This window comes from Candidatus Palibaumannia cicadellinicola (genome assembly GCF_000754265.1).
Taxonomy (GTDB): Bacteria; Pseudomonadota; Gammaproteobacteria; order Enterobacterales; family Enterobacteriaceae; genus Baumannia; species Baumannia cicadellinicola_B.
In genome coordinates this window covers 162,080-174,524 of record NZ_CP008985.1, presented here as the reverse complement: position 1 = coordinate 174,524, position 12,445 = coordinate 162,080, and the positions used below count along the sequence as shown (strand labels likewise).

At 34.6% G+C, this 12,445-nt stretch carries 10 protein-coding genes; 4 read left to right on the top strand and 6 right to left on the bottom strand.

The genetic code is table 11. The features are described from left to right. Positions 1-142 precede the first annotated feature (142 nt). A complete protein-coding gene (gene glmS, locus IM45_RS00770; RefSeq protein WP_038498027.1) occupies positions 143-1,981 on the top strand; it encodes a glutamine--fructose-6-phosphate transaminase (isomerizing) in 1,839 nt (612 codons plus the stop codon). Between the two features lie 40 nt (positions 1,982-2,021). Here glmS and mnmE read toward each other — a convergent pair whose 3' ends face one another. From mnmE to rpmH, 5 genes are read right to left on the bottom strand one after another with little or no spacing between them, the layout of a single operon-like run. Then, positions 2,022-3,401 carry a tRNA uridine-5-carboxymethylaminomethyl(34) synthesis GTPase MnmE gene (gene mnmE / locus IM45_RS00765; protein WP_038498024.1) on the bottom strand — a complete coding sequence of 460 codons (1,380 nt, stop codon included), beginning with the start codon at positions 3,399-3,401 and terminating at the stop codon, positions 2,022-2,024. Continuing rightward, on the bottom strand, positions 3,398-5,032 hold the full coding sequence (gene yidC, locus IM45_RS00760) for a membrane protein insertase YidC (RefSeq protein ID WP_038498021.1): 1,635 nt from the start codon (positions 5,030-5,032) through the stop codon (positions 3,398-3,400). Before yidC ends, mnmE begins: the two co-directional genes overlap by 4 nt. Positions 5,033-5,034: 2 nt before the next feature. Continuing rightward, entirely contained in the window at positions 5,035-5,292 is a 258-nt protein-coding gene (gene yidD / locus IM45_RS03665; RefSeq protein ID WP_081901714.1) for a membrane protein insertion efficiency factor YidD, read from the bottom strand. Continuing rightward, positions 5,265-5,615 carry a ribonuclease P protein component gene (gene rnpA, locus IM45_RS00755; RefSeq protein ID WP_038498018.1) on the bottom strand — a complete coding sequence of 117 codons (351 nt, stop codon included), beginning with the start codon at positions 5,613-5,615 and terminating at the stop codon, positions 5,265-5,267. Before rnpA ends, yidD begins: the two co-directional genes overlap by 28 nt. Continuing rightward, the gene (rpmH, locus tag IM45_RS00750; protein ID WP_038498013.1) at positions 5,609-5,773 is read right to left on the bottom strand and encodes a 50S ribosomal protein L34; all 165 of its coding nucleotides are present in this window, start codon (positions 5,771-5,773) and stop codon (positions 5,609-5,611) included. The genes rnpA and rpmH overlap by 7 nt, the downstream gene beginning before the upstream one ends. Positions 5,774-6,231: 458 nt before the next feature. Between rpmH and dnaA the strand changes: the two genes are divergently transcribed. The 3 genes from dnaA (at position 6,232) to gyrB (ending at position 11,364) form a co-directional block, all read left to right on the top strand. Then, entirely contained in the window at positions 6,232-7,533 is a 1,302-nt protein-coding gene (gene dnaA, locus IM45_RS00745) for a chromosomal replication initiator protein DnaA (RefSeq protein WP_038498010.1), read from the top strand. 8 nt (positions 7,534-7,541) lie between these two features. Then, positions 7,542-8,648, top strand: a complete 1,107-nt coding sequence (dnaN, locus tag IM45_RS00740; RefSeq protein WP_038498007.1) for a DNA polymerase III subunit beta — start codon at positions 7,542-7,544, stop codon at positions 8,646-8,648. 310 nt (positions 8,649-8,958) lie between these two features. Then, entirely contained in the window at positions 8,959-11,364 is a 2,406-nt protein-coding gene (gyrB, locus tag IM45_RS00735; RefSeq protein WP_038498004.1) for a DNA topoisomerase (ATP-hydrolyzing) subunit B, read from the top strand. 9 nt (positions 11,365-11,373) lie between these two features. On the opposite strand, the gene IM45_RS00730 is transcribed toward gyrB, so the two are convergent. Then, positions 11,374-12,381, bottom strand: coding sequence for an AI-2E family transporter (locus IM45_RS00730; protein WP_038498001.1), 1,008 nt, complete (start codon positions 12,379-12,381; stop codon positions 11,374-11,376). Positions 12,382-12,445: the final 64 nt, after the last annotated feature.

The following is a 12,445-nucleotide window of genomic DNA, read 5'->3' as shown; positions in this document are numbered from 1 at the left end:
CATAAAATACTAATCTGGAACTGAAGTAATAGATATTTAATAAATATAGTGCTATCTATGTAGTGTTAAGCTGATATCAAACTATAAAAATATTTTTCACTTAATAACAGCTCACTTAACCATTAATTTAGGAATAATACTGATGTGTGGAATAGTAGGTGCAGTTGCACAACGTGATATCGCAAAAATATTATTAGAAGGATTACGTCGACTTGAATATCGTGGATATGATTCTGCTGGACTAGCAGTTGTCAACAATGAAAATCACTTACAACTACTGCGTAAGGTCGGAAAAGTGAATACCTTAGCAGAGGCTGCTAAACAATATTCCCTAAAAGGTAGAATTGGTATCGCCCATACTCGTTGGGCTACTCATGGAGATCCAAAAGAAAGTAATGCTCATCCTCATGTCTCCAATAATATTATTATAGTACACAATGGTATTATTGAAAATCATCAGTTACTACGTAAAGTTTTAAGTAAACGTGGTTACTCTTTTCTAAGTGATACCGATACTGAAATTATTGCTCACTTAGTACACTGGGAACAGTGCCAACAAGGTGGTCTCTTAGCTCAAGTTATGCAAAGAGTCATTCCACAACTCCATGGAACTTATGGGATAGTTATTATGGATAATCTTGAGCCTAGCATACTAGTTGCGGCGCGTTCTGGTAGTCCCTTAATTATTGGACGTGGAGTAGGAGAAAATTTTATTGCTTCGGATCAGCGTGCTTTGTTACCAGTAACACGCCGCTTTATTTTTTTGGAAGAAGGAGATATAGCAGAAATCACTTGCCTCACTGTACGTATATGGAACAGTATGGAACAAGTTGTAGAACGAGCGGAAATAATATATCAGATCAAATCTGATACTGTAGACGCAGATAAAAGTCCATATTGTCACTATATGCAAAAAGAAATTTATGAGCAACCACTAGCGATAAAAAATACCCTAGAAGGCCGCCTTTGCTCTGGAGTCATTAATATGACTGAGTTAGGTGAAGGTATTGATGTGCTCTTAAGACAAGTACAGCACGTTCAGATTATCGCCTGTGGAACTTCTTATCACTCAGCTATGGTATCTCGTTATTGGTTAGAAGCTTTAGCAAAATTACCATGTGATGTAGAAATTGCTTCTGAGTTTCGTTATCGTAAATCAATAGTACGACCTGGTAGTTTACTTATTACTCTTTCCCAATCTGGTGAAACAGCTGATACGCTAGCAGCGTTGCGATTAACAAAGAGAATGGGTTATCTTGGATCTTTAACAATTTGTAATGTAGCTTGCTCCACACTAGTTCGTGAGTCTGATTTAGTGCTCATAACAAGTGCAGGTACAGAAATTAGCGTAGCTTCTACAAAAACTTTTACTACACAATTAACATTACTTTTAATGTTTACAGCATATATCGCACGTCTCCGTGGTATGAATCAAATAATAGAAAAAAAGATAGTGCACGCACTACAAAAGTTACCAAGTCGTATTGAACAGATATTATTACTTGATCAATCGATTAAAACTTTAGCGGAAGCTTTTTTTGATAAAGAACATGCATTATTCCTCGGTCGTGGTACTCTTTACCCTATTGCTATGGAGGGAGCATTAAAACTAAAAGAAATATCATACATCCATGCTGAAGCATATGCAGCAGGAGAATTAAAGCACGGACCACTAGCATTAATTGATGCTAATATGCCAGTGATTGTAATAGCACCAAACAATGAATTACTAAATAAACTTAAATCTAATATTGAGGAAGTACGTACTCGCGGTGGTAAATTATATGTCTTTGCAGAAAAAAATACCGGTTTTGCAGAAAATAAAGAGATGAATATTCTTCTTCTGCCCAATATAGAACAATTAGTTGCACCTATATTTTATGCTGTAGCTATGCAAATGCTTGCATATAACATCGCTTTAATAAAGGGAACTGATATTGATCAACCACGTAATTTAGCTAAATCTGTCACAGTAGAATAATTTGATGTTTGCAACATAAAATAACAGTATTTCAATTATATTATTTTCCAAGACAAAAACTAGAAAAAATCATTGTAAGTAAATCATCAGAGCTAAATTTTCCAGTAATTTCGCTAAGAGCTTTATGAGCTAATCGTAAATCTTCTGCTAATAACTCAATTTTATCCGGACAGAATATTTTTTCTTGACCATGTGATAAATGAGTCATCGCAGTTTTTAATGCTTCTAAATGACGGCGTCGAGCTAAAAATAAATTATGTTCTGTGCTTATAGAAAAACCTATACTTTGTTTTAAATGTTCACGTAAGACATCTATACCATCGCCAGATAGTGCAGAAATAGTAATAAGTGAAAATTGATTTACTTTTCTCTCGCCGATTTGTTCACCGGTAAGATCTGCTTTATTACGTATAATAGTAATAGGTTTATTGTCTGGTAGTTTTTTGATTAAACTTTGATAGAATATATCTTCTTGTTTGACACTACTAGTAGTACTATCTACTACTAGTAAGATATGATCTGCTTGCTGGATTTCATGCCAAGCACGTTTAATGCCGATACGTTCTACTTCATCATTACTGGTATCACACAAACCAGCAGTATCAATAATATATATTGGTATGCCATCTAAGTTTATATGTTCACGTAGTACGTCGCGGGTAGTACCGGCTATTGCTGTTACAATAGCTACTTCACGGCGCGATAACGCATTAATGATGCTAGATTTTCCTACATTAGGTTTTCCTATAATCACAACTTGCATACCTTCATGTAATATACTACCCTGATGTGCTTCAGTACGTATTAGACTCAGGCTAGATATTAACTCATTCAAACTAACTTCTATTTTACCTTCCGAATAAACATTAATTTCCTTCTCGTCTGGAAAATCAATGATAGCTTCAATATGAATACGTAGGTTTGTGAGTTTTTCTATTAGTTCGTTAATTAGGTGAGAAAATACTCCCTGTAAAGAATAGATAGCTGCACGAGCAGCCTGTGCTGAACTAGCATTAATTAGATCCGCTATGGCTTCTGCCTGTACTAGATCGATCTTATTATTAAGAAAAGCACGTTCGGAAAATTCACCAGGATGGGCGATACGTATTCCAGGCAAGGTTAGGATACGCTGTAGCAGTAGATCTAATACCACTGGACCACCATGTCCATGCAATTCTAGAACATCTTCGCCAGTAAAAGAATGAGGACTAGGAAAAAATAAAGCGATACCTTTATCTAGCATTGCTCCATCTCTATCATAAAATGGTAGATACTCAGCCTGACGCTGATGTGGTAACTTACCTAATAATTTTAGAGCCACAGTAGTTGTTAGAGAGCCAGATACCCGCAAAATACCCACACTACCGCGTCCATTAGGAGTAGCGTATGCAATAATCGTCTCAAGTGAACTAAAATTCATTTGGCTTTTTTATCCCAATGATGAAGGCCTTGTTTTTCTAGACCACGATAAATAAGCTGTTGTTGAATAATAGTGACTAAGTTACTTATTATATAATATAGTACTAATCCTGATGGAAACCATAAGAAGAATACCGTGAAGATGATCGGCATAAAGGTCATAATTTTTTGCTGCATCGGGTCAGTAATAGTAGTGGGCGACATTTTTTGAATAAAAAACATGGTCATGCCCATTAATATAGGTAATATATAATATGGATCTTGCGCAGAAAGATCTCTTATCCATAAAGCAAATGGTGCGTGGCGTAGTTCAATTGAACCCGATAACATGTAATAAAGTGCTAGAAAGATAGGCATCTGAATAACTAGTGGTAAGCAGCCGCCTAAAGGATTTATTTTTTCGGTTTTGTAGAGTGCCATTAACTCCTGGCTTTGACGTTGCTTATTATCGCTAAAACGTTCACGCAACGCAGCTAATTTAGGCTGTAACATAAGCATTTTAGCCATCGAGGTATACTGAGCTTTTGTTAAAGGATACATTATACCCCGTACAACAAAAGTAATAATAATAATAGAGAAACCCCAGTTACCAATAAAACTATGGATATATTTAAGTAATTTAAATAGAGGTTGAGAAATAAACCACAGCCAGCCATAATCAACTGCAAGATCAAAATAAGGATCTATTACTGCCATTTTTTCTTGTATTTTAGGTCCAAGCCATAGGATAGATTTTAAATCACTTTTGCTACCAGGAATAATCTTAATAGGAGTAGACTTAAAGCCTACTGCAACTTGTCCATTACCGAAATCAATCGTATAAAAAGTATTAGGGCCTTGGGTTAATGGAAACCAAGCCGTAGCAAAATATTGCTCTAACATTGCAATCCAACCTTTTTTACTACTGACTCTTAAGTCGTTTCTTTTTATATCTTTAAAACTATATTTTTGATATTTATTTTCTGTAGTAGAATAAGCGGCACCGCGATAAGTTTGTAATGACAAATTATTATTACTAATATCACGTTTATTCGGTAAATTCAAAGATTGTTTTAACTGACCAAATAAAGTTAATACTAGTGGCTTAGTACTAGTATTTTGAATACTATCACAGATCTGAACGGCAAAATCGCTACGTTTAAAGATAAACGTTTTTGTGTATACCACTCCTTCTAGTGATGTATAAGTTAGTGGTACGCGTAGTACGCTTTGATTATCCTTCATGACATAAGTATTAGCATTAGTAGTATAGATTGGACGCTCTACATTATCCTGACCATGTTTACCCATAAGCCCACTTTGTGCTTGATAGATAAATTCAGGAGAAGTTTCTAGCAAATGGAAAGGTTTTGGCGAACCTAATTTCTTAGGATATGTTAGTAAATAAGCCTGCTCGATATCACCACCATAAGTATTTATTTTAAGTAAAAATATATCTGTTTTAACAAGAATTAATTTACCTTTTTCGTAGAATGGTATGTTCTGTTCGAATAGATCATCAGTGGTTTCTTTTGCTGCATGTGGTGTGTTTTTAATAGTAGTTTGTGGATCATGGTCAGTCTGCCATATTTCCCAAATCATGTAAGAAACAAACAGCAAAGCTATGACAAGAAGATTGCGTTGCGAATCCATTATTAGTGTTCTCTTTTGTCAAAGTTTTTTGTCGGCAAGATATCTTCGCCCCCTGGGTTCCAAGGGTGGCATTTTAATATGCGTTTTAATATTAACCAACTACCTTTGAAGATACCAAACCTATGTATCGCTTCAATACCGTATTGCGAACATGTAGGCCAAAATCTACAATGGGGTATTAATAGTGGACTAATAATAAGCTGATAACAACGTATCAACCAACTTAGTAGCTTTAATATTGGCGATAATGGCGACGCCATAACTTTTCTAATGTTTCTCTCAGAGAATAATTATCAAGATCAGCAAGTCCTTTTTTAGCAATGACGACAAAATCCATGATAGGTAAGGTATGCTGATGTAAACGAAAGCTTTCACGCATCAGGCGCTTAATACGATTACGTTCATGAGCTAATTTTATATTTTTTTTAGATATTGTAAGACCAATACGAGGATAACCCAGCGAATTTAAGCGCCCGAGAATAGTAATTTGCGACGTACCAACTAGTTGAGGCTGCTGGAAAACAAAAGCAAAATTATTGGGTGTTAACAACCGTAACTCCCTTGAAAAAGCATGTTTCACCACCGGTGTGTTTTCTTTCCTGAAATAGATACTGTCAAACGTGAGCGACCTTTCGCACGGCGGCGCGCTAAAATCTGACGACCACTTTTTGTAGCTATACGAGCACGAAAACCATGGGTACGGTGACGTTTTAATAAAGATGGTTGAAAAGTACGTTTCATATTAATTTTTAGCTAACCATATAATTATATGTTAATCATGTTATTAATATAGTTACTAACTATATAACTGATACTTATGAAATTTATACTTAAAAAACTAATTTCAGTCTCGTACAGTTACGAAATAATATACTCATATATATGTAAAAATGCAATAAATCACATTAATATTCGAATGTTTATTACTCATAATAATGAGTATCAATCTCTCACAAAAATTAAGCCTATGCTGAATTTTCGTGAGAATCAAGTATCATTTTTACCTGTGGATAAAAACTATGAAGATCTACATCGTAGTTTGCGTTATTATCTATAATTTCTAATATAAATACTCATTGATCTCCTAACTAAGAACTAAATTGTTGGTAATAAACATCGGATAATATATGTAACTTAAATAATCTTGTACATATATAATATTATTGATTATTTTCATTATGCTTTCATTGGAGTTTGCGATGTCACTTTCGCTTTGGCAGCAATGTCTTGTACGGTTACAGAATGAGTTATCAATGACAGAATTTAGTATGTGGATACGTCCCCTACAAGCAGAACTGAGTGAAAATATGCTGGCGCTTTATGCCCCAAACAGATTTGTGCTAGATTGGGTACGCGATAAGTACCTAAATAGTATTAATGAATTGCTTAATGATTTTTGTGGTAAACATGCGCCATTATTACGCTTCGAAGTAGGTAGTAAGCCACCACAGATAACAGTAATGCAACACCCGCTATCTTATCGCTCTTATATTAATCCCAAAAAAACTTTTGATAATTTCATAGAAGGTAAATCTAACCAATTAGCACGTACGGCAGCAAGACAAGTAGCTGATAATCCTGGTGGAGCTTATAATCCACTATTTATGTATGGTCATACTAGCTTAGGTAAAACACATTTGCTGCATGCTATAGGCAATCGCTTGATGAGTAGTAAAGCAAACACTAGGGTAGTCTATATGCATTCCGAGCGATTTGTGCAGGATATGGTTAAGGCACTACAAAATAATGTCATCGAAGAGTTTAAACGATATTACCGTTCTATTGATGTTTTACTTATTGATGATATTCAGTTTTTTGCTCATAAAGAACGTTCGCAAGAAGAATTTTTCCATACTTTTAATGCTTTATTAGAAAATAATCAGCAGATTATTCTGACATCTGATCGGTATCCTCTGGAAATAATCGGTGTAGAAGACAGATTAAAGTCCCGTTTTGGTTGGGGATTAACCGTAGCTATAGAACCCTTAGAACTTGAGACACGTGTAGCTCTTCTAATGAAAAAAGCAGACGAGAATAATATCAACCTTCTAGGAGAAGTAGCTTTTTTCATTGCGAAACGATTGCGTTCTAATGTGCGTGAACTAGAAGGAGCATTGAATCGCGTTATAGTCAATGCTAACTTAACTGGCCGCGTTATTACCATAGATTTAGTACGCGAAGCTCTACAAGATTTACTAGCATTACAAGATAAATTAGTTACGATCGATCATATACAAAAAATTGTAGCTGAATATTATAACATTAAGGTAGCAGACTTATTGTCTAAAAGACGTTCCCGCTCGGTTGCACGTCCTCGTCAAATAGCTATGGCATTATCGAAAATATTAACTAATCATAGTCTACCAGAAATCGGTTATGTTTTCGGCGGACGTGATCATACAACAGTATTGCATGCTTGTCGAAAAATTGATCAACTACAAAAAGAAAACCATGATATTAAAGAAGATTTTTCTCACTTAATTAGAATATTGTCTTCTTAACTTAAACTATGAAATTTATTGTGAAACGCGAGGATTTGCTTAAACCTCTACAACAAGTTAGTAATAGATTAAGTAGTCGTCATAACTTACTAAGTTTAAGTTATCTACTATTAGAAGTAACAACAGAACATCTACTAATAACTGGTACAAACTTAGAAATAGAAATAGTAGCACGAGTTTTTTTAAAAACAGCTCATGAGCCAGGTGTTACTACAGTATGTGCACGAAAATTGTTAGATATTTGCCGTTATCTACCAGAAGGCGCCAATATTATAGTAACGCTTGAAAAAGATAGAATACTTGTAAGATCAGGACGTAGCCGTTTCTCATTAATGACACTACCAGCTACAAATTTTCCTCATTTAGATCATTGGGAAAGTAAAGTAGAATTTACTATACAAAAAAATAGACTGAAACAGTTGATTGAATCTACACAATTTTCTATGGCTCATCAGGATGTACGCTATTATCTTAACGGTCTACTTTTTGAGACGGAAGGTGATAAACTACGCACTGTTGCTACTGATGGACATCGCCTGGCGGCGTGTACTATTTCTGTGAGTCAATTAGCATCTTTACCATATCATTCTGTAATAATACCACGTAAAGGAGTCATTGAATTACTACGAATATTAGATTCTTATGATGATTTAATTCAATTAAAAATTGGTAGTAACAATATTTTAGCTTGCATTGGTGACTATATTTTTACTTCAAAGTTGATTAATGGAAGTTTTCCAGATTACCATCGTGTCTTACCCAAAAATACGAACAAAATTCTGCAAACACGTTGCGATGTACTGAAGCACGCTTTTACCCGTGTTGCTATTCTATCTAACGATAAGTTTCGTGGTGTACGACTTTCTCTTAAAAAGAATCAACTAAAAATCACTGCAAATAATCTAGAACAAGAAGAAGCAGAAGAAATCTTAGATGTTTATTACGAAGGCGATCAAATAGAAGTTAACTTTAATGTTAACTATATTCTTGATATACTAAATGTTTTAAAATGTGAAAATGTTCGTTTGTTACTAACTAATGAGATATCTGGTGTACAGATTGAAGATTGTGTGAACCAAATGTCAGTTTATGTTGTTATGCCAATGCGTCTATGAAAAATATTTTCTATATAATTCATCTAGTAAAGTCACTCTACCTTAGTAGGTAATTATATTTATTACATTAATATATACATTAAATTAAAATTTAAGCACAGAATAAAATTAATTATTAGTTCTTATAAAGATTTTATAAGCAATTATATTGAGAGAATAACACTCGTTCATATTTATCTGATAAATATATAAAGTGACCTCACTGATATATTTAGCTTATAGATTTAGACTGAGTAACTAAAAAATACTCTCTGTGATCAAATGGTCGAATCAATCTTTGACCTTATTACTCAATGAGTCGAAACAGTTAATGTCTAATTCTTATGATTCCTCAAATATTAAAGTACTTAAAGGACTGGACGCGGTGCGTAAGCGACCAGGAATGTATATTGGTGATACCGATGATGGTACTGGTTTACATCATATGGTATTCGAAGTTGTGGATAATGCGATTGACGAAGCTCTTGCTGGATATTGTAAAGAAATAGTAGTTACTATTCACAAAGATAACTCTGTTTCCGTCCAAGATAATGGACGAGGTATTCCTACCGATATCCACGTAGAAGAAGACATCTCTGCGGCAGAAGTCATCATGACCGTACTACATGCAGGTGGAAAATTTGATGATAATTCCTATAAAGTATCGGGTGGCCTACATGGTGTTGGAATTTCGGTAGTAAATGCACTTTCAGAAAAACTAGAACTTATAATCAAACGTGAAGGTAAAGTCCATCAGCAAACTTATTATTCTGGAGTACCACAAGCTCCATTAACGGTTGTAGGCAATACTAGACAAACTGGTACGACCGTACGCTTCTGGCCTAGTTTTCAAACTTTTACTAATCATAAAGAATTCCAATACGAAATTTTAGCTAAACGTTTACGAGAACTATCTTTTTTGAACTCTGGTATTTATATTCGCTTGCATGACTTACGTTACTCTAAAGAAGATAATTTTCATTATCAAGGTGGTATTAAAGCTTTTGTAAAATACCTTAATAAAAATAAAACACCAATTCACTCTAATATTTTCTATTTCTCTACTGATAAAGATCATATTAGTGTAGAAATTGCTATGCAATGGAATGATGGTTTTCAAGAAAACATTTACTGTTTTACTAATAATATTCCACAACCAAATGGTGGTACTCATTTAGCTGGTTTCCGTGCAGCTATGACTCGTACCCTTAACTCTTATATAGATAAAGAAGGTTATAATAAAAAAAACAAAATTATCGCTACCGGCGACGACGCCCGTGAAGGTTTAATAGCTGTACTATCAGTTAAGGTGCCGGATCCAAAATTTTCTTCTCAGACTAAAGATAAGCTGGTATCTTCAGAAGTTAAAGCAGTGGTTGAATCATTAATAAATGAACTGTTAGTTGAATATTTACTAGAGCATCCTAACGATGCCAAAATTATAGTTAGCAAAATTATTGATGCAGCTCGTGCTCGCGATGCAGCGCGTAAAGCACGAGAAATAACTCGACGTAAAGGAGCGTTGGATTTAGCCGGTTTACCAGGTAAACTAGCTGATTGTCAGGAACGTGATCCTACGTTATCCGAATTATATCTAGTTGAAGGTGATTCTGCAGGTGGTTCTGCTAAACAAGCCCGTAATCGTCAAAATCAAGCAATACTACCGCTTAAAGGTAAAATACTTAACGTTGAAAAGGCTCGTTTTGATAAGATGCTCTCCTCTAATGAAGTAGCAGCATTAATTACTGCACTTGGTTGCGGCATTGGTAGAGATGAGTACAATTCAGATAAGTTACGTTATCATACAATTATTATAATGACTGATGCCGACGTAGATGGCTCCCATATCCGTACCTTGTTACTAACTTTTTTTTATCGTCATATGCCAGAAATCATTAATAAAGGTCATATTTTTATTGCTCAGCCACCGCTATATAAGGTTAAAAAAGGTAAACAAGAACAGTATATTCATGATGATGATGCTATGGATCAATATCAGATATCACTAGCTATAGATGGAGCTAAGTTATACTCTAAAAAGCATGTTTTTTCTGGACCAGCGCTAAAAGCGCTGGTCATAGAGTATTATGTTGTGCAAAAGATTATAGACCGTATGGAGCGTAGATTTCCGCGCGCATTACTAAAACAGTTAATCTATCATCCGATGCTGACAGAAATAGAAATGCAAAATGCTACTATAGTTACAAACTGGATAGCGTTATTATCTAAAATACTTAATGAGCAAGATAAGCATGGCATTAGTTACTATTTTGAAGTACAAGAAAACGAGCGTCAGTTATTCGAACCTAGGTTATGGGTACGAACTTACGGTGTAAAAACTAATTATTTGCTAGATGTTGATTTCATAAATTGTAGTGAATACCGTAAACTAATAATACTAGGAGAAAAATTACATGATGTAATCGTGCCAGAGACATATATTAAGCGTGGTGAACATCGTAAGTTAGTTAAAACTTTTGAGCAGGTAGTGGAATGGCTAATAAAAGAGTCATGTCGTGGTATGATCGTTCAGCGCTATAAAGGTCTCGGAGAGATGAATCCTCAGCAATTATGGGAAACTACTATGGATCCAAAAAGTCGGAACATACTGCGCGTTACAGTGAAAGATGCAATGAATGCCGACCAGCTTTTTACTACCCTAATGGGTGATGCGGTAGAACCACGGCGTACATTTATTGAGGAAAATGCGCTTAAAGTCACTTATATAGATATTTAATACTTATTATTATATTAATTTCTCCGCCCGTAATTCATTTTTGAGATATGCATAATAAATTGGAGCAGCCACTAAACCTTCGATACCAAAGGCTGCCTCAGAGATAAGCATAGCAAGTAGTAGTTCCCAAGATTTAGCCTGAATACTATTACCAATTATTTCGGCATTGGTAAAATATTCTAGTTTATGGATAAATATTAAGTAGATCATCATAAATCCACCCACTGTTAGAGAAACAGAAAATGCTGAGATGATAATCATCATATTAGAAATAAGGTTCCCAATAATAGGTAGTAAGCCAAAGATAAAAGTGAAGACAATAAGAGTCTTCCCTAGCGGTAAATTAATACCTAAAAATGGAAAAATCATTAGTATGATAATAGAAGTAAGTAAAGTATTTAATAATGATACTTTAATTTGGGCAAAAACTATATGGCGAAAAGCTTGAGACAAACAACGTAAGCGTGCTAACAACTGATTAATAAAATAGGTACTATTACTTGATGATTTATTTAGAGATATCACAGCACCCATTATTAGACCAATAAATATTGTTATTATCCCATGTAAAAACGTACTACCCATATTACGAATGATGATAAGGTTAGATTCAATAAGCTTAAGAAGCTTATCTTTAAGATCTTCTGCACTATTTGGTAGAAAGAATGGGGACAAAAAGTCTGGTATACGATTTTTGATATTAGAAAAAATTCGGTTAGTTTCAGCAATAATGTCGATACCGCGTTCAATATCCCAAGTTAGAAAGCTTAATAGTCTAATTATGCCTAATGTCATCGTAATGACAACAAAAACGGCAATAAGAGTCACTACAACCCAACGTGCGCAGCCAATACCGACTAAACGCTCGAACCAAGGAGTTAGTGAAACAATAACCTCATAGGCTAAGAAGCCTGCGATAAAGCATGGAAACAAATGTAACGGAATTATGGCTGCCATAAACAAAAACATTAATAGATAAGAAGTGGTCTTCAAATAAGACTTACTTACAGCAGTCATTATTTATCATTTCCTTTTATTTCTAGCAGGTTGATCTCATGCTAAGTTTGAGTTTGAATAGCTA

Excerpts from the sequence above, each read along its gene's own strand:
- glmS (WP_038498027.1), top strand. The coding sequence starts at position 143 with ATGTGTGGAATAGTAGGTGCAGTTGCACAACGTGATATCGCAAAAATA.
- mnmE (WP_038498024.1), bottom strand. The coding sequence starts at position 3,401 with ATGAATTTTAGTTCACTTGAGACGATTATTGCATACGCTACTCCTAAT.
- yidC (WP_038498021.1), bottom strand. The coding sequence starts at position 5,032 with ATGGATTCGCAACGCAATCTTCTTGTCATAGCTTTGCTGTTTGTTTCT.
- yidD (WP_081901714.1), bottom strand. The coding sequence starts at position 5,292 with ATGGCGTCGCCATTATCGCCAATATTAAAGCTACTAAGTTGGTTGATA.
- rpmH (WP_038498013.1), bottom strand. The coding sequence starts at position 5,773 with ATGAAACGTACTTTTCAACCATCTTTATTAAAACGTCACCGTACCCAT.
- dnaA (WP_038498010.1), top strand. The coding sequence starts at position 6,232 with ATGTCACTTTCGCTTTGGCAGCAATGTCTTGTACGGTTACAGAATGAG.
- dnaN (WP_038498007.1), top strand. The coding sequence starts at position 7,542 with ATGAAATTTATTGTGAAACGCGAGGATTTGCTTAAACCTCTACAACAA.
- gyrB (WP_038498004.1), top strand. The coding sequence starts at position 8,959 with ATGTCTAATTCTTATGATTCCTCAAATATTAAAGTACTTAAAGGACTG.
- IM45_RS00730 (WP_038498001.1), bottom strand. The coding sequence starts at position 12,381 with ATGACTGCTGTAAGTAAGTCTTATTTGAAGACCACTTCTTATCTATTA.